Raw genomic sequence first — 22,124 nt, 5'->3', positions numbered from 1 at the left:
TCACACGCCTCCGACTACAGGCTCACCCAACAACTCATCCTGATGAATCGGTCTGCCGTAAATCTCAGCAAACCTCTCATCAGTTGCCTCTGATACAGGACCATCGAAGACAACCTCTCCTGCCCGGAGCCCGATAATCCGGGTAGCGTATTCTCTAGCCAGATCAATAAAATGCAAATTCACAATGGTCGTAATCCCGAGTTCCATATTAATCTTCTTTAGATCATCCATAACCTGCTTGGTTGTGAGCGGATCTAGTGAAGCTACAGGTTCATCTGCGAGGATAATCTGTGCCTCCTGTGCAAGAACACGGGCAATAGCAACACGTTGCTGCTGACCTCCAGATAGCTGATCTGCACGTGTATAGGCCTTCTCGGCGATATTTACCCGATCAAGGGATTCGAAGGCTAAATCGATATCCTTTTGTGGGAATCTGCCAAGTATCGTCCGCAGTGTGGAATGATAGCCCACCCGTCCTGCCAAAACATTACGAAGCACCGTCGTACGTTTCACTAAGTTGAAGCTTTGAAAGATCATTCCGATATTCCTACGGATCATTCGTAGCCGGCTTCCTTTTGCATTCGTGATGGACTGCCCGTTAATAAGAATATTACCTTCGGAAATATCATGAAGCCGGTTAATGGAACGCAGCAAGGTCGACTTCCCTGCTCCCGAAAGACCAACAATAGCTACAAATTCTCCGGCTGGAATGGTCAGGTTAATGTTGTTTAATCCTTTGGTTCCGTTTAGATACGTTTTGGATACATTACGAAGCTCTATCATGAAATCATCCCTTTATGTGTTTTCGTATATTCGTATAAAAGAGATAGCCAGATCCGGGGGGGAATCCGGAGCTGGCTATCCTTAATGCCTGTTATACACCAACATCGTTGTATCCTTGAACGGCCTGTTCTACTCTGTTTTTACTTTACTGTTGTATTCGCGAACAATGTCAAAGTTGCTGTCTTGTGATTTCACATAACCTTCATGAGAGTAAATGTCTTTGATAATCTCATGGCCTTCTGTGTCAGCTGCGATATCAATGAATGCCTGCTGGATTTTTTCTATCCATTCTTTATTCATATCTGAACGGACCGAAATCGTATCGTTAGGAATTTTATCAGTAAAGGCGAGAACTTGAGTATCTTCAAACACTTTTGGATAATCCTTAACGACCGTGTTCCGGGCATCTTGGAAAATAGCTGCTGCATCTACGTCACCATTCAGCACAGCAAGCACGCCCTGATCATGACCTTTAACCGTAATGGCTTGTACATCCTTCAGCGGATCAAGTCCTGCATCCATTAGTGTTGCAGCCGGCCATACAAAACCTGCTGAGGATGTAACGTTTTGATAGGCAATTTTTTTACCTTTCAAATCGGCAACCGATTTGATCGCAGAATCCTTCTTGACGATAATCATAGATTTATAGAAATCCGCTAATTCATCTGTTGGACCACCGGTTTCATCATTTACACCAAAACGTTGAGCCTGAAGAATAACCTCAGCTGCTCCTTTTTCTTTAGCTAACACGTAAGCAGTTGGAGGAAGGAAACCTACATCCACTTTTTTAGAGGCCATAGCTTCGATAACGGTGTTGTAATCAGTAGAGACACTTACTTCTACAGGAATACCGAGCTTGTCACCCAGTAATTTTTCAAGAGGTTTCGCTTTAGCTTCGAGCGTATCTGCATTTTGAGAAGGAACAAATTGTACAGTAAGCTTCTCTGGAACATAACCCTCTGCTACAGGAGCTGCCGTTTCCTTCGGTGCATTTGCCCCGTCCGTCGATCCTTGGTTTGCATTATTTGTAGTGTTGTTAGCGCCACAACCACTAAGCAATGTAATAGACATCATTAGCGGCAATACGAATTTACTGATTTTTCTCAAACGAAAGACCTCCACTGTTTTCTATTTTTATTTTTGAGTACTTCTAAACTATAGATGTGTTTTATTAAATCAATAGCAACCAAGCATCAAATATATGTAAAATTTATTCCAATCTCTTAAAGTTAGCCAATTATCTGCTAGAATGAGGTCTGAACTTATTATCAGGAGGGGCTACCTATGAATAAAGAGAATTCAATAACCTGTGAAATCCTCGTAACAAGTGATCTACATGGACATTTTGGGCCCGTCGATTACCGCACGGGGGAGAAACGACCAGCAGGCTTAGCAACAATTGCTACCCTCATTAAACAAGAAAGATCCCATACTCCTGAGCTGATCCTTATAGATAACGGTGATCTTATTCAAGGCACACCGTTAACTTATTATGCAGCTACACATTATAGTAATGAGCTGAATCCGGGCATAGCTGCACTAAATGAATTGAAATATGACGCTGCAATTATTGGCAACCATGAATTCAATTTTGGCAAAACTCTGCTGAATAAAGCCGTTCAGGATTCCCGCTTTCCTTGGTTATCAGCTGGAATTATAGATAACACGACAAATCAACCCGCCTTTGGTAAACCCTATATCATCAAATGGGTAGATAAAATCAAAGTAGCCGTTCTAGGGGTTACGACGCATTACATCCCCCACTGGGAGAACCCTAGCCATATTGAAGGGCTTCAATTTGAGGATTCGCTAGAGACTGTAAAGCATTGGTGTGCCATTATACGGGCAGAAGAGCAGCCTGATCTGCTCATTGTAGCTTACCACGGCGGATTCGAACGCGATCTAAGCAGTGGAGAACCTGTAGAAAGACTAACGGGGGAGAATCAAGCCTACGCCATGTGTACAGAGGTAGAGGGCATAGATGTGCTAATTACCGGACATCAGCACCGCTCCATAGCTGGGGAGTTGAACGGTGTTACAATCATACAACCTGGTTGTAATGGACTTTCCCTCGGTAAAATTTCGGTTATTTTCCAAAAAGAAAATACACACTGGAAGATTCAGCGTAAACATGCCGAGCTCCTTAACGCTAATGAGACAACAGCTGCAGATGATGTAATCCTAGAGCTGAACAGTACTCTTGAATCAGAAACACAAACTTGGCTGGATGAGAGAATAGGAACGGTTATCGGGGACCTGTCTATTTCCAGTGCTGATGAATGCCGCTTAGCTGACCACCCTTTTATAGAATTTATGAATAAGGTACAAATGGAGGCTACTGGCGTAGATATTTCTACAGCAGCCTTACTCAGTAACGATTGCAAGGGTTTCAGCGAAACCATCACACGCAGAGACATTTTATCGAACTTCATTTATCCCAACACCTTAACCGTCCTAAGACTGACAGGACAAGATATTAGAGAGGCCTTAGAACAAACCGCTAACTATTTCCAACAAGACGAAAACGGAATAATAATCGTTAACCCCGCCTACATCGAGCCTAAACCGCAGCATTACAATTATGATATGTGGGAAGGAATACAATACGAGCTTGATACCGCTAGACCTGCAGGCGAAAGAGTCCTCCATCTGCTGTACCAAGGACAGCCTATAGAGGACTCTAAAGAATATGAGGTTGTTATGAACAATTATAGAGCCAGCGGTGGCGGAGATTATGAGATGTATAAGGGTAAAACGATTGTTCAAGAAATTATGATCGACATATCTGAAATTGTCACGGACTACATTGAAAAGCATGGCCAAATTGAAGCTACCTGTGACCATAATTGGAGAGTTGTTTAGGCTTTAGCGATGAACACCCCAATATCGCTCTCTATCAGCTTCAACGCACTTCTCCAGAAGTCGACGGAATGAACATCTAGATCCATTGTTTTTGCTACATCAACAATATTATGTTTGCTGGTATCCCTAAGGAACTGGCGATACTTAGGGGCGAACTCTTCGCCCCTCTTTAAATATTCCGCGTACAGCCCTTTAGAGAATAACAAACCAAAGGAATACGGAAAATTCAAAAATTCATTACTAGCCATAAAATATCCAGCTTTGTTCATCCACATGTACGGATGGATTGTACCCGGGTCAATGCCCTCACCATAGGCTTCCACCATACAGGCAATCATCAATTCATTTAGCTCTTGAACAGACAGCGGGCCTAATGCTCTTCTCTCATATAATTTGATCTCAAATAAATAACGGGCATAAAAGTCTACAAGATAATAACCGGCATCAGAAATACTTCTCTCCAGAATAAGCAGAGCTTCCTTCTCCGTTGAATTTGTAATTATGGCATGGTTCACTATCGTCTCACAAAAAATCGAAGCCGTTTCAGCAATCGGAATCGGGTAATCCGTATTCAGCATCGTTTCATTAGCCAGACAGGAGCTATGATAGGCATGGCCGAGCTCATGGGCAAGGATACTAATATCTATGGCATTTCCGGTGAACTGGGTCATAATTCTGCTCTCGCCAATCGGAAAAATATCAATGCAAAGTCCATACCCCCCTTTGCCTGATCTAGGTTCTGCATCAATCCATTGCTGATCAAAAGCCTTCTGAGCAAAACAAGCCAGTTCCTCACTAAAGGTTGCGAAGCTCGAGATGATTGTATCTTTGGCGTTAGCGTATGTAATTTTCCCGTTTTCTACACCGACTGGTGCAAAAATATCGTAAAAAGGCAGCTTTGCCGGATGTCCCAGTAGCTCGGCTTTCTTTTGATAATAGGTATGAAAGGCTGGCAGGCTCTCCCGAAGAGCAGTGAGCATAGCGGCTAAAGTCTCACTGTCCATTCTCGAAGCGATTAACACTTTTTCCAGAGAAGATTGATAACCCCGCATGCCATAAATCGTCACCGCCTCACCACTAATGCCATTTAAGCTGGCTGCGCAGACCTCAGCAATAAGACTACAGGCTTCTGCCTCTGCTTCATAAGCAGCTTTTCTTAAGCTGGCATTATTCTCATAAGCCATACTTCTTAGCTCCGCAAGTGTCACTTGTCTAGTTTCCCCATCTACCACTAAATCTGCAAGTGCACTTGAAGTCCTCTCCATATACAGTCTGCTCCATGCTTTGGATCCTGTACTCTGCATTTTGGCTATGGCCATTTCAAGTTCTTCGCTTAACTCATAGCGGGATTGTAACAGGAGTTCTCGCAAATAAAATTGATGCTCCATTAGATAAGGTGAGCTAACGATAAGCTCATCCATATGATCACAAGTGCTAAACCAGCGCTTAAAAGCCACAACTACCCCGATGATTTCTGAATTGGCCTCCTCAATATCATCAGCAAGATTCATGGCTTCCTCGGAGCCACGATCTGCGCTGAGTGTTAACTCTGCATAAGCTAACAAGCATACATATATGCTTTTATAATCATTATAAATTCTTAAAAAGCCCTCCACAGACATGGCTGTAACGTCTTTTACTTTCAAATGGTGCTCAGCCCACCGCTTTAAATCTTGTATATGCTGGTCCAGTAGCTTGCGATCCCTTTTTAACTGCTCCGATTCAAAGGAAGGATATAAACTATCTAAGTTCCATGTCATATTCATCCGCAAATCTCTCCCCCTTCGATTCCTATTCTTCTAAGCATAATCCATCCTGCCAGAAAAGTGCATCGACATAATGTACTTCTTCTCTTCATACACAAAAAAAGGACCCTGCCAACGTCCGGCAGGGTCAAAGTCTATATTATAAGGGGGTTATGTGATTACTATAACCCTCTTAGCTTAAAATAATATGAATAGCAGATAAAGATTGGCTTAATCTCCGAACCCTATTGACTTAAGGTTGATGGATTCACTCTAGCCTTGTTAATCTGAATTCCCACATACACGATAAGGAACAACACCATAAACCCAGCCGAATAACGATACATTATCCCATAATCAGTTGCTGCCGAGATTGCCCCCAGAATAATGGCTCCGCTGGCTACACCCAAATCCGTTGAGTTATAGAACATACTGTTGGCCATACCATATTGTGCTGGAGTTGAGGTGCGAAGCATCCAAGCCTGGATCGTTGGCTGAATAGCGCCGAAGCCAAGTCCATATAGCAGTGCAGAAACGATGAGCATTGGCATAGAGGTAGTATAAGAAAGCACAGTTAAGCTTGCAACGACGCAAACCGCCGCCGGGATTAGGACAGAAGCTGGTCCTCTTTTATCAAATAATCTGCCGGAGATAGGTCTTATAATGATGATCGTAACCGCATTAAATAAAAAGAACAAACCCACTTGCTCCAGATGAACTGATTCGCCGAATAAAGCGATAAAGCTTAGCAATCCCCCGTAGGTAATTGCCAACATGACATTTAGAATGGCGGGCAATACTAACTTTGTATTAAACGGAACCTTGAGAGGTTTGGTGGATTCGCTTTGAGTTGGGGTAGGCTTTTTTTTCGGTTGCGCTGGAAGTGAACGAGAAAATAAAAGTACTGGAAAAGCAAGAAGTAAAGTTACCATACCGATCATAGCCAGTGTTCCAAAACCTGATTGTTTCATCACATTCAAGCCAATCATTGGACCGATCGACATCGCCAGGCTGGTGGATAAACCGAAATAACCTATCCCTTCACCCATTCTTTTGCTTGGAATAATCTGTGAAACAATCGTTGGGATAATCGTGCTGGCAATCCCGAATCCAATCCCATAGCCCACACGCATCAGCAGCAGTGATCCGATAGAATCTGCTACAACATAAAGGCCGGTAATAGCGGCGGCAATTGCTAAACCAATATATAATAATACATTGCGGCTAACCTTTCGCATCAGAAAAGCGGTCATAAAACGTGAAGCGATCGCAGTTAATGCAAAGACGCTGGTAACGAGGCTGACCATGATATCTCCGGCCTGAAATTCGCTTTTTACGTAAGACGGAAATGAAGATAACAACATCTGTAAATTCATAAATAAAAATAAAGCACTAATCGTTAAAGCAATAAAAGATTTGGTCCATAATTTCGTACGTAGTTCTTGTTGTTCTAACATAACTTGCCTTCCTACTCTCCATCTGTTATTTGATCTACATGATTGTTTATTCTTAGCAGCAATTCCATGAGCAACTCATATTCCTTACTAGAAATACAGTTCATAATCTCTTCTGTCACCTTATCTTCAATAGGAACGGTTTCCTTCACCAGAGACCTTCCTTTTTCTGTAATATAGACTTTAAAAGAACGCCGATCGTTCTCACCGGTTCTTTTGTAGATCAGTCCCTTTCCTTCCAAATGATCCAGAATTCGCGTTGTAGTTGGCTTATCCTTACCAGAGCGCTTAGCAATGTCCTTCTGAATCAAACCTTCCGTTCTGTCAATATGAAAAAGGACTGACCATTGCTCCGGTGTTATATCATGTTCTTTCAGCCCACTTTGAAATAACATGCTTAATTTACGATAAGTCGTGCCCATCATAAATCCTAACGTAAGCTCGGATTGGTTATGCTTTGTCGTCATGATCGTATCCCTTCTCAATTAACACTGTTTTAATAGTTGCTTAAACAATTATATTCCTAACAACTAATTTTGTAAAGGTGAAGCAAAGCTATAAACTAACTATTATAAAGTTGCTTGACAAAGCACACTATGTGCGGTATTATTATCTCATCTTAAAGATACTTAACTTAAAGACAACCAGAGTTTACTACTCTTGAGATAAATAATTTTTAAAGGTTGTGTACTTCATGGGATTTCTAGACAAACTATTTGGTAGAACAAAAATTGAGGAGGAACAAACAATGTCAAAATTAAACATCGGTATTATTCTCGGAAGTACTCGTCAAGGTCGTTTAAGCCCGCAAGTAGGAGAATGGGTTAAAAAGATTGCGGATGCACGCGGGGATGCTAATTATGAGATCATAGATATTGCAGATTTCAAGCTTCCACTATTGGGTGAGGCTGATGCAACTGAACAAGCAACAGCATGGAACACTAAACTTGCTACACTAGACGGTTTCGTATTTATCGTACAAGAATATAACCACAGTATTTCTGCATCACTGAAAAATGCGCTCGATTATGCCCGTGAAGCTTGGAATAATAAAGCAGCAGGTATCGTAAGTTATGGTTCCGTAGGGGGCGCTCGTGCAGCTGAACATCTACGCGGAATCTTGGGAGAACTATCTGTAGCAGACGTTCGTGTACACCCTGCATTGTCACTGTTCACTGATTTCGAGAACGGAACTGTGTTTAAACCAGCGGATCTGCATCTTACCAATCTTAATGGGATGCTGGATCAAGTCTTGGCTTGGAGTGGCGCATTGAAAACTCTACGTTAAGATAGCGCCTTACCCCTCTGTTATGTTATGAAGTACACCCTTTAGAATAGACATTTGATAAACCTTTGGTTTGTCCGGTCGATTCTAGAGGGTGTATTTTTTATGTGTGATGAAATGAGCACCCTGTGTAGAATCTAATCTGGTATAATCGGCGGGGATTTTAATCTACAGCAAGGAGCAATGATTATGTGGTTTATGTTTGCATTATTAACAGCCTTCGCTTGGGGAGGGGCTGACTTATTTTATAAAAAGGGGACCGATAGTCAGGATCGGTATAGCCATATTAAGATTGTCATTATCGTGGGGATAGTCATGGGTATTCACGCAACAGCTTATATGCTCATTCAAGGATTAACCTTTGATCCTATGGACTTAATCCGATATTTCCCTGTGTCTGCACTCTATATCCTGTCGATGGCAGTTGGTTATATTGGACTCAGATATATTGAGTTATCCATTGCCTCCCCCGTACAAAATTCATCTGGCGCTGTAACGACGATATTATTATTTATCTTTTTCACCCATGAGCTAGGGGCGCTTGAAATCGTTGGTGTTGCCGTTATCACCTTGGGCATTATCGGGATCGCCATCTTGGAAAAGAGAGCAGAACACCAAGCGCTTCAAAACAGCACCACACAGATTGATAAAAAATATCAGATTGGCGTGATCGCCATCATTTTTCCAATCCTATACTGCCTAATCGATGGACTTGGCACCTTTGCCGATGCTATTTATTTGGATGAACTCAGCCTGATTAGCGAAAAAGCAGCTCTGCTCGCGTATGAATACACCTTCTTTATATGTGCCATCTTGTCTTTTACATACCTGAAATTTTTTAAAAAGGTAAAGTTCAACCTATTTAAAGAACGGGATAAGGGCTTCGCAGCCATTCTGGAAACGACCGGACAATTCTTCTACGTATTTGCTATGTCCAGCAACGCGATTATCGCGGCACCACTTATTGCTTCATACAGCATTTTTTCCGTAATATTATCGCGAATCTTCCTCAAAGAAAAACTAAGCAAGGCACAATATGCCGTTATTATCGTTGTGATTCTAGGGATTGCTTTGTTGGGGGTTGCGGACGAGCTGTAGCTTCGGTACACAAAAAGACCTGCTAAGTAGGCTTCATTGCTTACTAGCAGGTCTATTCTATAGTTGCTTATTCCGGCCTATCTATTGTAAAAATCTCTCCAAGGGTTGCGTAATTATTTCCCGCCAAACGGCTCACAGCGTTTAGAACTCTCGGGTCAATATGCCCTTCCTGATAGATCGATTCATCGATATGGAATTGAACAATTTCGCCAATAAACAAGTCACTCCCAGGTTCTTCGCCCCCTAGAGGAATTGCTTGAACAAGCTTGCACTCCATCCGCACCTTCGCTTCCAAAACGCCAGGCACAGCTACACTTGTACTTTGAATCGGTGTAAGATTCGCCAATTCAATTTCACTTTCAGAAGCAGGTAATGTGGCTGCAGTCTGATTGATCTTCGCAACATTCTCCTCATCTACAATATGCACAACAAACTGTTGATTATCGTAAATATTACGGGCTGTATCTTTTAAACGACCTGCCGGTCTTTGAATAGCCAATGAAACCATTGGAGGATTGGACGAAACGATATTAAAATAGCTAAAAGGTGCACCATTTAAGAGACCCTCTTCTGATTGTGTTGTGACAAAGGCTATAGGTCTAGGAATAATAGTGCCAATTAATAATTTGTAATTTTCCCGCTCACTGTTGTGCTTTGGATCCATTGAAATCAATTTCCTCAGCCCCTTCTTCACTCTTTCACAAAGTCGATCGTACTTCTAACGGTATCAATAGGACGGACTAACTTCTCAATTTGCTCACGTTTAGGTTCCAAGAAAGGTGGCAAAGAAAGCTTCTCGCCAACGGTTTCATATTCCTCATCTCCCATAAATCCTGGCCCGTCAGTGGCAAGCTCAAACAATATTTGTGGTGCTACACGTGTATACAACGACTCGAAGAAGTGACGATCTACATATCCTGAAGTTTGGAATCCAAAGCCTTCAAAACGCTCTGTCCACTCGTCCAGCATCGCACGATCCTCTACACGGAAAGCAGCATGGTGAACAGTCCCAAAACCTTGGCGTGAATTCGGTAAGAACTCATTATGCTCTACAATAATTTGTGCACCGTTTCCGCCTTCGCCAACTTCAAATAAATGATACGTCTCTTCCTGAGCAATTTCTTTAAACAACATTACTTTCTCCAATACTTCTTTGAAATAGTTGAAGTCAGCAATTCGTACAAAGATCGGTCCCAAGCCAGTTATTGCATACTCCAAAGGGATAGGCCCTTTTTGCCACGGTGTACCTGATACGACACCTTTATTCAATTCATCTGAAATAAGTTGATACTGTTGATCATCGAAATCTACGAAGGATAATGTCTTTTTGCCGAATTGCTCTTTAATGCCGGTATGCTTCACTGCAAGCCGATCAAAACGCTTAACCCAGTAGTCTAATGAAGCATCTGTTGGTACCCGGAAGGATGTTTTCGCAATCTCGTTAGTTCCATGAACCCCTTTAGGGATGTTAGGAAAATCAAAGAAGGTCATATCTGTTCCGGCGCTGCCCTTATCATCTGCAAAAAACAAATGATACGTCTGAATATCATCTTGATTAACTGTTTTCTTCACTAGACGCATACCTAACACGTAAGTAAAAAACTCGTAATTTTTCTCTGCGCTGCTTGTGATGGCTGTAACGTGGTGAATCCCTTTTAAGTTTCTCATTGTTATACACTCCTAATGTTTAGTTGATTTTGACTCGTAATATAATTCCCAAGAACAAAAAGGTTTAGTTTAATTATCTTAATGTTAAGATATTACTTAAAAAAAAGATCTTTTTCTACTGTACAAGCTCTTTGGTGGATAGCATCGAGTTTTTATCTTCACTTTAAATATCTTTAACTTAAGATAAGTTTAGCACTGAATCTGTAGGAAGTCAACGCTTTGAAGCTTTCCATATAAAAAAGGCTCCACACAAGTTCAATGAACTCGTATGAAGCCGGGATATTTTATATCATCTCATTAGGTTAAGTTATGATGCTGAGTGATGACCGCTGCTTGGCTTTGATGATCCATCTTATAACATATCAACGTAATCACACAGGCCAATATCGCCAGGATGGCAGCAGCTACAGGGAGAGAGATTAATCCTCCATGCCCGGCAACCACTCCACCGATCGCGGACCCGCCTGCAATTCCCAGGTTTGAGGCTACTGGATTCAATGAGGCAGCAAGATCCTTCGTTTTTGGTGAGAACTGCTTAGCTAAGTCAATCAAATAGAGCTGCGCAGGGGCGCTCACAATACTCGACATCATGGCTAGAGCCATTAGCACAATCATTCCTAGAATGGAAACAGATGCGGTCATACTAAAGATAACATAGACCACAGCTTGGATAAGGAACACGAATCTCAGCTTACTAACCGCATTACCGGTCGCAACCTTGCCACCAATCCAGTTGCTGACAATCGTGGCAATTCCGTATACAAACAGCACACCGCTAACCGAGCTTTTAGGAACGTTCATGACTTGCTCCAGAATAGGCGTAATGTAAGTGTACATCACAAATACGGCTCCCACTGCCGTAACCGGAATGAGAAATGCAAGAATAATGCGGCCGTTTGTGAGCAGTCCGATCTGATCCTTGAGTGAGCTAGGCACAGGTTTCGGTAATTGGCGTGGAATATAGATATAATTTATGACTATGGCAACTCCAGCTAATATCCCATTCAGAACAAACGCTGCTGGCCAATTAAAAAACTGCCCGACGAAAGTACCGATCGGCACACCAAAAACATTCGCAATAGCAAAACCACTCAAAATTGTAGCAATCGCTTTGCCTCTCTTCTCCTGATCAACCGCTTCATTCGCTACCGTAATGGCTACAGAAAGAACAAAGCCACATAGTATGGCAGTAACTATTCTAGTCACCAGCAGCATACTGTAAGTTCCAGTTACAGCACTCCACAAATTTAGCAGTAAAATCAATACAAGTGATACAAGAATCGTAATCCGTTTCGGAACACGGCTGCACAAGGACATCATAATTGGTGTGCCAATGGCATAAGAAATCGCGAAGCCAGATACCAATCCCCCGGCTGTCGCAAGCGTAACTCCGAGGCTTGAGGATATTTCAGAGAGTAAACCAACAATAATATACTCTGTCGTACCCAGAATAAAAGCCATAAAAGTAAACGAGAAAATCAATGCGTTCTGACGTGTTGTTTTCATGGTGCTCTCCATCCTGTTTATCTCTATTTTTATATGAACATACCTTACTCATAATACTCATTTAGACTATATTGAGCAATCCTATTTTTCATAAAAAAGAAGCTTCCCACAAGTTCAAAGAACTCATGAGAAGCTTCTAGTTTAAGCCGGTGGCAAAATAATTAAGGTAATGACTTGTTCCTCGGAATAAGATCTGGCTGTTCCAGGTCCATCCGCATCTGCTTTGAACTTAATGAGATAGGTCCCGGGTGCCGGCATCACTTTATTATGAAGTTCAAAAGCGATATCCGAAACACCTATGTTACTTCCTGTGAAAGTTAACGTATGCCCATTATTGCTAATTTGATCACTCGTCGGATGTGTCCATCCACTAATGGTATAATAGTCGTTTGTGGTAAAGGTAATGCCTTCCATCGTTACCTGAATTTCAGCATTCGTAAAGCTTTCTCCGGAGAAAAAGTCGAAGCGAATGCGCGATTGTGTAGAACCCGTTATCAGTTGTTTTGTTTTTGAACCGCCGCCTCCGTCAAAGCCATATATAGAGCTAGTAACCGTAGGTGTGGTCAGAACACCATTAACAAGCTCAATCGTAACCGCATGTACAGCGTTCTTCGTTGATTCATTATTGGATGAATCCTTAGCGGTAATCACGAAACGATACGTTCCTGCGTTCAGATCCCCAATATTGGCCGCACTCACAGCTCCGTCTGCTGCACTAGTGCCTAATGCGAGGGCTGTTCCTAATTCGTCGGCATCTACTTCACCGTTCTCATTCGCATCCGTCCACAGGTAGGCTTGTACCGCTGCTCCTTGCTCCCCGATGGCTCCCGCTAACCCGCGAAGCTGATCTTGTGTCCCGTTGTAGTTGTCGATCGCCTCGAACTTGGCTGCGTCCACTACCGGTGCAGTCGTATCCGGAACTTCGTTTTTGCTTAAGGTCACCGTAACCGCATGTGCAGCGTTCTTCGCTGATTCATTATTGGATGAATCCTTAGCGGTAATCACGAAACGATACGTTCCTGCATTCAGATCCCCAATATCGGCCGCACTCACAGATCCGTCTGCTTCACTGATGCCTAATGCGATGGCTGTTCCTAACTCATCGGCATCTACTTCACCGTTCTCATTCACATCCGTCCACAGGTAGGCTTGTACTGCTGCTCCTTGCTCGCCAATGGCTCCCGCTAACCCGCGAAGCTGATCTTGTGTCCCGTTGTAGTTGTCGATCGCCTCGAACTTAGTTGCGTCCACTACCGGTGCACTCGTATCCGGAACTTCGTTCTTGCTTAAGGTCACCGTAACGGCATGGGCAGCATTCTTCGCTGATTCATTATTGGATGAATCCTTAGCGGTAATCACGAAACGATACGTTCCTGCGTTCAGATCCCCAATATTGGCCGCACTCACAGATCCGTCTGCTTCGCTGGTGCCTAATGCGATGGCTGTTCCTAACTCATCGGCATCTACTTCACCATTCTCATTCGCATCCGTCCACAGGTAGGCTTGTACCGCTGCTCCTTGCTCGCCAATGGCTCCCGCTAACCCGCGAAGCTGATCTTGTGTCCCGTTGTAGTTGTCGATCGCCTCGAACTTAGTTGCGTCCACTACTGGTGCACTCGTATCCGGAACTTCGTTTTTGCTTAAGGTCACCGTAACCGCATGTGCAGCGTTCTTCGCTGATTCATTATTGGATGAATCCTTAGCGGTAATCACGAAACGATACGTTCCTGCGTTCAGATCCCCAATATTGGCCGCACTCACAGATCCGTCTGCTTCGCTGGTGCCTAATGCGATGGCTGTTCCTAACTCATCGGCATCTACTTCACCGTTCTCATTCGCATCCGTCCACAGGTAGGCTTGTACCGCTGCTCCTTGCTCGCCAATGGCTCCCGCTAACCCGCGAAGCTGATCTTGTGTCCCGTTGTAGTTGTCGATCGCCTCGAACTTGGTACTTTCAACCATAGGTGCATTTGTATCTGAATTGCTGCTATGCTCACTTTGCGAAGAGGAAGACCCTCCAACAACAGGAGTAGGCACTGTTACCGGCTCTTTACTCGGTTGAGCAGTTGGGGTGGAGGCGGGCTGCTCAGTGTTTCCGTTCTCCTTAAACTTCAGAAACTTAGAGGCTACTAGAGCTACGGCCTGACGATCTACTTTGGCATCAGGATTAAAAAAATTATTATATCCGGTAATCAATCCATATTCCACAGCAGCAGCTATAAAATCTTTGGAATAATCAGCAATTTGGCTACTATCAGCAAATTGCAAAGTTCCAGCTTTACCCGTAGGATTGACTCCCAATGCTCTCACGAACATGACGACCATATCCTGACGTGATAAATTTTGCCCCGTACCGAAAAGATTACTGCCTGTACCCTTAATCAATCCGGCTTTGACAGCTGCCTCTACATAGCTGTATGCGTAGTTGCTTGTGGGAACGTCCAGAAAGGTTGGCAGTGCAGGAGGGTTTGAAACATCCAGCTTTAATGTCTTTGCTAAAATAATTGCAAAATCCTGCCTTGTAATATTCGACGTAGGATAGAACTTACTCTCTCCGACACCAGTCACTATCCCCTGATCGAATAGCTCAACAATCGCTTTCTTTGCATATGAGCCATCAATATCAATAAAGGAAGCCGCTGCCGATCCTTTGGTCGGCATAATGATAGGGCTTGATAATACAGCAGCAGCCAATATAGAGCTTATCCATTGCTTTTTGTTCACTTGCTTATCCCCCTGTTCTTTGGATGCGTTATGTCGTTTGTCTATAATCGATTCGTTAACACGATTCGACTTTATATTACAAACTTTTCATCTAAAGGATTATAACAAGTATCAATAAACAGATTATAAACAAATAGCCATGGATGAACATTCTCATATCATTGATTCTGTGCATCAAACGAAAAAAAATGATACTATGTATGATGGGTATAGGACTTTGCTATCCTTATATCGTTTTTATATATTACAACAAGAGGAGATAATATGAGTAACGAACAAAACTTTTGGCTTGATTTACCGAAGCCGTTTTTTATATTAGCGCCCATGGAAGATGTCACAGATGTTGTATTTCGGCACGTCGTTAGTGAAGCTGCAAAACCCGACGTATTTTTCACAGAATTCACAAATACAGAAAGCTATTGTCACCCTGTAGGAAAAGACAGCGTACGTGGTCGATTAACGTTCACAGAAGATGAGCAACCGATTGTCGCTCATATTTGGGGTGATAAACCCGTATTTTTTGAACAGATGAGCATTGATATGAAAAAACTTGGTTTTCGTGGTATCGATTTAAACATGGGGTGCCCAGCACAAAACGTTGCATCGAATGGAAAAGGTGCTGGATTAATAAAACATCCTGAAGTTGCAGCAGAAATTATTCAAGCAGCAAAAGCAGGTGGATTGCCGGTTAGTGTTAAAACAAGATTAGGATACTCTGATATTGACGAGTGGCGCGATTGGCTAGGACATATATTGAAACAAGATATTGCGAACCTTTCCATTCACCTTCGTACAAAAAAAGAGATGAGTAAAGTAGAGGCACACTGGGAACTAATCCCTGAAATAAAAAAATTACGCGATGAAATTGCTCCAAATACGTTGTTAACTATTAATGGAGATATTCCTGACCGCGCAACAGGATTAAAATTAGTAGAACAATACGGCGTTGATGGAGTCATGATTGGCCGCGGCATTTTCACCAATCCATTTGCTTTTGAAAAAGAACCTAAAGAACACAGCGCGAAGGATTTTCTCAATTTACTTCTTTTACAGTTGGATCTTCACGATAAATATTCAAATGAACTTGAGCCACGTTTATTTAAACCACTTCTTCGCTTTTTCAAAATCTATGTTCGTGGATTTAGAGGCGCAGGCGAACTAAGAAATCAATTAATGGATACAAGATCAACAGATGAAGTACGTCGTTTAGTAAAAACTGTTTTAGAGCAAGAATTAGATTAAATTATACCCACAAAAAAATGAGAGACCTCTCAAAAGTTCAATGAACTTATGAAAGGTCTCTCATTTTTGTACTATGTGGTCAAATGGTGTTTCCTCTCAAGGAAACTCATCATCGAATTGCTTCGATAATGATTTCCTTACATCATGCCGCCCATTCCACCCATGCCGCCCATATCTGGCATGCCGCCGCCTTTTTCAGGCTCAGGCTTGTCAGCGATAACTGCTTCAGTAGTCAAGAACATAGCCGCTACGGATGCAGCATTTTGAAGCGCGGAACGAGTTACTTTAGCAGGGTCAACGATACCCGCTTCGAACATGTTCACCCATTCACCAGTAGCAGCGTTGTAGCCGATACCTACTTCTTCTTTTTTCAAGCGGTCCACGATTACGGAACCTTCTTGACCAGCGTTAGCTGCGATGGTGCGAATTGGCTCTTCCAACGCGCGAAGCACGATGTTAACGCCTGTTTTCTCGTCGCCAGTTACGTCTACAGCAGCAACAGCGTTATATACGTTCACAAGAGCTGTACCCCCACCGGATACGATACCTTCTTCAACCGCTGCGCGAGTTGCGTTCAGGGCATCTTCGATGCGAAGTTTGCGCTCTTTAAGTTCAGTTTCAGTTGCAGCGCCAACTTTGACAACGGCTACGCCGCCAGCCAATTTAGCCAGACGCTCTTGCAATTTCTCTTTGTCGAACTCGGAAGTTGTTTCTTCCAGTTGAGCACGGATTTGGCTAACGCGTGCATTGATGTCCGCTTTGTCGCCGCTTCCGTCTACGATTGTTGTGTTTTCTTTAGTTACGCGTACTTGACGTGCGTTACCCAGTTGTTCAATGGAAGTGCTCTTCAGATCAAGACCGAGCTTCTCAGTGATCACTTGGCCACCAGTCAGGGCAGCGATATCTTGCAGCATAGCTTCACGACGGTCGCCAAAGCCAGGAGCTTTAACAGCAACAGCGTTGAATGTTCCACGCAGTTTGTTCACGATCAGCATAGCTTGTGCTTCGCCTTCGATATCTTCAGCGATAATAACAAGCGGTCTAGCTTGTTGAACGATTTTTTCAAGCAATGGAAGAATTTCTTGAGTGCTGCTGATTTTTTTATCAGTGATCAAGATGTATGGATTCTCCAAAACAGCTTCCATTTTGTCTGTATCAGTAATCATGTATGGGGAAATGTAACCACGGTCGAATTGCATACCTTCTACTACTTCAAGCTCAGTAGCGAATCCACGGGATTCTTCAACAGTGATAACACCGTCTTTACCTACTTTTTCCATAGCTTCAGCGATCAATTGACCTACTTCATCGTCAGCAGCAGAGATAGCAGCTACTTGAGCGATAGCTTGGGAATCTTCGATAGGCTTAGCGATTTTTTGCAATTCTTCAACAGCTGCACGAACCGCTTTGTCGATACCTTTACGGATAACCATTGGGTTAGCACCAGCAGTTACGTTCTTCAGACCTTCGCGGATCATAGCTTGAGCCAGAACCGTTGCAGTTGTAGTACCGTCACCGGCTACATCATTAGTCTTAGTAGCAACTTCTTTAACCAGTTGAGCACCCATGTTCTCGAATGCATCTTCAAGTTCGATTTCTTTAGCGATCGTTACACCATCGTTAGTGATGAGTGGGCTACCAAATTTCTTCTCAAGCACCACGTTGCGGCCTTTTGGTCCAAGTGTAACTTTTACCGCGTTTGCCAGAGCATCTACACCACGAAGCATAGAACGGCGAGCTTCTTCACTGAATTTAATTTCTTTAGCCATTGTGTAATTACCTCCTAGAATTTTTTGTATATCATATTACTTTAAGTAGTTTAGATTTAGCTTATGATCGACTCTTGCTTAGTCAAGAATCGCGTGAATGTCGCTTTCTTTCATAATCAAATATTCTTTACCTTCATATTTGATTTCTGTTCCTGCATATTTTGAGAAAAGAACACGGTCGCCTTCTTTAACTTCAAGTGCTACACGTACTCCATCTTTCAAAGCTCCGCTGCCTACTGCAATAATAGTTCCTTCTTGTGGCTTTTCTTTCGAGGAGTCCGGAAGCACAATCCCGAATGAAGTTGTTTCCTCCTGCTCGCTCGGTAGCACCAATACGCGTTCACCTAATGGTTTGATCATGAAAAAATAGCCTCCTTTAAAATTATGTTATTTTGCTTCAAAACATAGTTTAGAACTTACCGGTCAAACTTAGAATGCTGTGATGTTCTTGAAAAATATCAATGGAACCCTGCTAATCTCCAGCCCATCTCCTATTTTTCAAGAGCGTTAGCACTCAACAGCGTGCAGTGCTAACAACAATTTTTATGATACTCAACTTGAGCCCGGATTTCAAGTCTTTTTACACAAATTCGTATTAGTTTTCGCAAAAAAATACGTTTCAATGCTTGTCCAAGCACACACTCTATTACATTGTATCCACGGGTTTTGAAAATATGCGTAGGATTCCAGCGCTTTCCTCTCACCCCTTATAGATATGAACGTTGCTAGAATGGTTAGACCTTTGCATCTAATGATCCTGATCGATCGATAACAATTACTTACTAAGTGTATTCAATCCAACTAATGAAATCAACTTATAGCAAAAAAGCTGCCACATTCGTAGAAAATCTACTTAGCGGCAGCCTCTCTCCTCACTCCTGCTTCTGAACATACCGTTCATCCCGTGCCGCGTCCGCAGCAAGTTGCTTGCGATAGACAAATGCAGATAAAAATACACTGAACTCATACAAAATGAGCAGTGGAATCGTCACCAGAAAGTCTGAGATAAAATCCGGGGGCGTGATAACTACAGCAATAAAAACAAGCGTGAAATAGGCGTACCGACGCATTTTACGCAAGCGTAGCGGGTTGAGTACTCTTAGTTTGGTCAGAAACATCACCAGCAATGGAAGTTCAAACAGCAATGCCAGCGGCAATACCAGGCTGAACATGAAGTTAAAATACTGTGCAATCCCGTAGGTCTCTTCCAGTCCCATGCTTCTGGTAATTGAGATCGTGAACGAGAGTGCCATTGGAAAAACAATATAATAAGCAAAAGAAAGACCGATAAGGAAAAGAACAAACACATAGGGAACATAACGAAGTGTCGCACTTCGCTCCTCCGGCCGCAGGCCCGGACTGATAAATGCCCACAGCTGGTAGGCAATAAACGGGACAGAAATCACTAGCGAAACGGCCATCGCGATCTTCATGTACATCCCAATGCCATCCCAGAATGAGAATGCATGCAGAACAAAACCTTGCGCCAGGTCCGTGCTAATCAAATAATCGTAAATAGGCTTTGCACAAAATAAACCGCCAATTAATCCAAGGACAAATACGACTAACACATAAATAATCCGTTTGCGCAGCTCGGTGAGATGATCCACCACCGACATTTCTTCCGATTTCAGAGACATCCAGACACCATCCCATGACAAGAGTAAAAAAGATAACACTAACTTTCTTCAAAGCAGTGTCCGTTGCTGCGGAAAGCAAAGAAAAAGGGGCGTCTCCTCAAGTCTAGTAGACTCCTGAGAATGCCCCCATTGAAAGATCTTCTATTATTCCGGCAGGCGTTTGTCCTGAGGAATATCTGCAGCGACCGTTTGCGGGGCCGTCGGCACAGGAGCTTCGCTCTTCTTCACCGGTTCATTATCCCCGATGATTTCACGCGCGCCTTCCTTAAATTCACGGAAGGTTCGTCCAACTGCACGGCCTAGCTCTGGCAGTTTATTTGGGCCAAAGAGCAGAAGTGCCAGTATGACCAACAAAATAATACCAGGAGTACCAATTCCACTAAACATTATTATTCCTCCTTGTCCACCTGTCCGTTCATGGTATCGTTTACTTTAATTTAATAATACCATAACTTATGTCACAGTTACATCCACTTTCTTCTATAAATAGATTATCATTGTGACGTGACAAGAAGATGACAAAGGGTTATTGGCGGTATTGGCCAGTTACCATGAGCAGTGCTTCCGGTAATTGATCCATAATAGCTGCCAGATTCTCATGAACACCCTTCGGCGTTCCAGGTAAATTGACAATCAACGTGCGACCGCGAATGCCGCATATCCCACGAAAAAGCATAGCTGCACGGTTTTTTTGCATCACTGTGCTTCGCATAGCTTCTGAGAGCCCAGGCACTTCCCGTTCTACCACTCGCCGAGTAGCATCCGGGGTCACATCACGAATCGCCAGATCTGTGCCTCCGGTGGTCAGTACCAAATCTGCCTGAAAATAGTCCGTCAGTTCAATCAAGGCTGCGATAATCTCATCTTGTTCATCGGGAACGATTCGATATTCAATGATCTCGCCACCTAGTTCCTCTTCCACCAGCTCCCGAATAACCTGGGCGCTCGTGTCTTCCCGTTCGCCCCTGGCCCCTTTATCACTGGCCGTTAGGATTGCTGTCTTCCACGCCATAGGTTTGTCCTTCCTCTCTATATGTATAGTTGGCTGTACAGTTCAGCCTGCTCGCCTCAGCGCTTCGAACAAAAGCAGCTGATACTTATTCGAGCGCATAATCTCCGTTCTTGCCCCCGCTCTTAGATACCAGAAGCGTCGGTCCGATAATCATATCCTTCTGAATAGCCTTACACATGTCGTACACCGTTAGTGCTGAGGCAGAAACAGCGGTTAAGGCTTCCATCTCTACTCCGGTTTTTCCTGTAGTACGGACTGTTGCTTCTATATAAAGTTCATCTTCGCTGTTATCGGAGAAGCTGATATCAATACCGGTAAGTGGCAGCGGGTGGCACATCGGAATCCAGTCTGACGTCTTCTTAGCCGCCATAATCCCGGCGATCTGTGCAACAGCAAGGACATCACCTTTGCTGATCTTGCCACTCTTAATGGCGCTCAGCGTTCCAGCAGCCATCTTGATCATACTCCGCGCGACAGCTGTCCGCTTCGTAATCTCCTTCTCACTCACATCCACCATACGAGCTCTTCCCTGCTCGTTGAAATGGGTCAATTCCATGGCTCACTCTCCTTTTCGGCAGTGCACTATACCATTTTCAGTAATCAGCATGTCCATTAAAGCGTCATGCTCATCCATCGGCACCCTTGGAACCAACTGCATGCCGTAAGCTAACCCGATCCATATCGGGGGCTGTGCGCTAACGTACCCGGCTTTCTCCCAAGACGCACGTAACCGGTCATAGTATCCTCGACCGTAGCCAAGCCTGCCGCCTTGAAGATCAAATGCTAGCCCTGGTACGAACACAACAGCAGGTAGCTTAATCTCTTCAATCTCTAATAAATCTCTGCTGGAGACAATAGGTTCTTGGATACCATAAGCCCCCGGCTCTAAATCGCTCCATGCATTCACCGCGTGGACACTTATTTCACCGCTTGCTGGAATTACACGCGGCAACAGCACCTTACGCTGATCTTTCCACGCCTGTGTGATAAGTGGGCGGGTATCAAGCTCTGAACGAAAAGACACATAGGCCATTAGTGAAGTTATACCCTTCAACTCCAGCCACTCCAATGCATAGTGGCAGACTTCAGATGATAGTTTACTTCTCTGGTCCGAAGACAGCTCGTTTCGGGCGATGGTCTTCTCCGTTCGTAATTGTTGCTTTACTTTGGAGATCTCCGACTCCTTGCTGGACATTGTCGGCCTCCCCCTCTTATTCATCCCTAGCTTATCCTTGTTTGTAAATCCAGTTTACCACTCTTCTCCCCGGTTCGCCAAGGTGGATAGAACTGTGTTATCGGACTAGGTCGTTATTCCCTCCTTACATTAGATCGAACC

The 22,124-nt window shown here is 43.5% G+C and carries 20 protein-coding genes; 4 read left to right on the top strand and 16 right to left on the bottom strand.

Annotated features, from left to right (window positions below; all coding sequences use genetic code 11):
- Both phnC and NSQ55_RS05275 read right to left on the bottom strand, forming a co-directional pair.
- On the bottom strand, positions 1–783 hold the full coding sequence (gene phnC, locus NSQ55_RS05280; RefSeq protein WP_076187310.1) for a phosphonate ABC transporter ATP-binding protein: 783 nt from the start codon (positions 781–783) through the stop codon (positions 1–3).
- Positions 784–912: 129 nt separating this feature from the next.
- Entirely contained in the window at positions 913–1,890 is a 978-nt protein-coding gene (locus NSQ55_RS05275) for a phosphate/phosphite/phosphonate ABC transporter substrate-binding protein (protein WP_038568963.1), read from the bottom strand.
- A gap of 177 nt (positions 1,891–2,067) precedes the next feature.
- Here NSQ55_RS05275 and NSQ55_RS05270 point away from each other — a divergent pair, with 177 nt between their 5' ends.
- Positions 2,068–3,645, top strand: coding sequence for a bifunctional UDP-sugar hydrolase/5'-nucleotidase (locus tag NSQ55_RS05270; RefSeq protein WP_339171760.1), 1,578 nt, complete (start codon positions 2,068–2,070; stop codon positions 3,643–3,645).
- Here NSQ55_RS05270 and NSQ55_RS05265 read toward each other — a convergent pair.
- The 3 genes from NSQ55_RS05265 to NSQ55_RS05255 all read right to left on the bottom strand — a co-directional run bounded on the left by NSQ55_RS05265 (position 3,642) and on the right by NSQ55_RS05255 (position 7,311).
- Entirely contained in the window at positions 3,642–5,411 is a 1,770-nt protein-coding gene (locus NSQ55_RS05265; RefSeq protein WP_076187306.1) for a M3 family oligoendopeptidase, read from the bottom strand. The two genes, NSQ55_RS05270 and NSQ55_RS05265, sit on opposite strands and share 4 nt — an antisense overlap.
- Positions 5,412–5,635: 224 nt before the next feature.
- Positions 5,636–6,847 (bottom strand): MFS transporter, encoded by a 1,212-nt coding sequence (locus NSQ55_RS05260; protein WP_076130619.1) that lies wholly within the window; start codon positions 6,845–6,847, stop codon positions 5,636–5,638.
- Between the two features lie 11 nt (positions 6,848–6,858).
- Positions 6,859–7,311, bottom strand: coding sequence for a MarR family transcriptional regulator (locus NSQ55_RS05255; protein WP_036676493.1), 453 nt, complete (start codon positions 7,309–7,311; stop codon positions 6,859–6,861).
- A gap of 281 nt (positions 7,312–7,592) precedes the next feature.
- On the opposite strand from NSQ55_RS05255, the gene NSQ55_RS05250 reads away from it, so the two are divergent.
- Positions 7,593–8,132, top strand: coding sequence for an NADPH-dependent FMN reductase (locus NSQ55_RS05250; RefSeq protein WP_036676495.1), 540 nt, complete (start codon positions 7,593–7,595; stop codon positions 8,130–8,132).
- Between the two features lie 186 nt (positions 8,133–8,318).
- A complete protein-coding gene (locus NSQ55_RS05245) occupies positions 8,319–9,227 on the top strand; it encodes a DMT family transporter (protein WP_339171756.1) in 909 nt (302 codons plus the stop codon).
- A gap of 67 nt (positions 9,228–9,294) precedes the next feature.
- Here the strand turns inward: NSQ55_RS05245 and NSQ55_RS05240 are convergent, their stop codons facing one another.
- The 4 genes from NSQ55_RS05240 to NSQ55_RS05225 all read right to left on the bottom strand — a co-directional run bounded on the left by NSQ55_RS05240 (position 9,295) and on the right by NSQ55_RS05225 (position 15,125).
- Entirely contained in the window at positions 9,295–9,900 is a 606-nt protein-coding gene (locus tag NSQ55_RS05240) for a flavin reductase family protein (RefSeq protein WP_076187301.1), read from the bottom strand.
- A 17-nt stretch (positions 9,901–9,917) separates the two neighbouring features.
- Entirely contained in the window at positions 9,918–10,895 is a 978-nt protein-coding gene (locus NSQ55_RS05235; protein WP_076187299.1) for a ring-cleaving dioxygenase, read from the bottom strand.
- Between the two features lie 297 nt (positions 10,896–11,192).
- Entirely contained in the window at positions 11,193–12,401 is a 1,209-nt protein-coding gene (locus NSQ55_RS05230) for an MFS transporter (protein WP_339171749.1), read from the bottom strand.
- Positions 12,402–12,542: 141 nt separating this feature from the next.
- A complete protein-coding gene (locus NSQ55_RS05225; protein ID WP_339171746.1) occupies positions 12,543–15,125 on the bottom strand; it encodes an S-layer homology domain-containing protein in 2,583 nt (860 codons plus the stop codon).
- 264 nt (positions 15,126–15,389) lie between these two features.
- Here NSQ55_RS05225 and NSQ55_RS05220 point away from each other — a divergent pair, with 264 nt between their 5' ends.
- Positions 15,390–16,367, top strand: coding sequence for a tRNA-dihydrouridine synthase (locus NSQ55_RS05220; RefSeq protein ID WP_076129221.1), 978 nt, complete (start codon positions 15,390–15,392; stop codon positions 16,365–16,367).
- Positions 16,368–16,504: 137 nt separating this feature from the next.
- Here the strand turns inward: NSQ55_RS05220 and groL are convergent, their stop codons facing one another.
- The 7 genes from groL to NSQ55_RS05185 form a co-directional block, all read right to left on the bottom strand.
- The gene (gene groL / locus NSQ55_RS05215) at positions 16,505–18,136 is read right to left on the bottom strand and encodes a chaperonin GroEL (protein ID WP_076129222.1); all 1,632 of its coding nucleotides are present in this window, start codon (positions 18,134–18,136) and stop codon (positions 16,505–16,507) included.
- A gap of 78 nt (positions 18,137–18,214) precedes the next feature.
- Positions 18,215–18,496, bottom strand: a complete 282-nt coding sequence (gene groES / locus NSQ55_RS05210) for a co-chaperone GroES (RefSeq protein WP_036676506.1) — start codon at positions 18,494–18,496, stop codon at positions 18,215–18,217.
- A gap of 512 nt (positions 18,497–19,008) precedes the next feature.
- Positions 19,009–19,776 (bottom strand): twin-arginine translocase subunit TatC, encoded by a 768-nt coding sequence (gene tatC, locus NSQ55_RS05205; protein WP_076129223.1) that lies wholly within the window; start codon positions 19,774–19,776, stop codon positions 19,009–19,011.
- Positions 19,777–19,920: 144 nt separating this feature from the next.
- On the bottom strand, positions 19,921–20,163 hold the full coding sequence (locus NSQ55_RS05200) for a twin-arginine translocase TatA/TatE family subunit (protein ID WP_036676510.1): 243 nt from the start codon (positions 20,161–20,163) through the stop codon (positions 19,921–19,923).
- Between the two features lie 139 nt (positions 20,164–20,302).
- The gene (locus tag NSQ55_RS05195) at positions 20,303–20,788 is read right to left on the bottom strand and encodes a MogA/MoaB family molybdenum cofactor biosynthesis protein (RefSeq protein ID WP_036676512.1); all 486 of its coding nucleotides are present in this window, start codon (positions 20,786–20,788) and stop codon (positions 20,303–20,305) included.
- Between the two features lie 85 nt (positions 20,789–20,873).
- Positions 20,874–21,344, bottom strand: a complete 471-nt coding sequence (moaC, locus tag NSQ55_RS05190) for a cyclic pyranopterin monophosphate synthase MoaC (RefSeq protein ID WP_076129224.1) — start codon at positions 21,342–21,344, stop codon at positions 20,874–20,876.
- A gap of 3 nt (positions 21,345–21,347) precedes the next feature.
- A complete protein-coding gene (locus NSQ55_RS05185) occupies positions 21,348–21,983 on the bottom strand; it encodes a 5-formyltetrahydrofolate cyclo-ligase (RefSeq protein WP_339171737.1) in 636 nt (211 codons plus the stop codon).
- Between the last annotated feature and the right edge of the window lie 141 nt (positions 21,984–22,124).

This window comes from Paenibacillus sp. FSL H7-0943 (assembly GCF_037963265.1).
In the GTDB taxonomy this organism is placed as follows: domain Bacteria; phylum Bacillota; class Bacilli; order Paenibacillales; family Paenibacillaceae; genus Paenibacillus_AQ; species Paenibacillus_AQ odorifer.
Note: the sequence above shows the minus strand (reverse complement) of the source record. Positions and strands in the feature narration are given on the sequence as shown.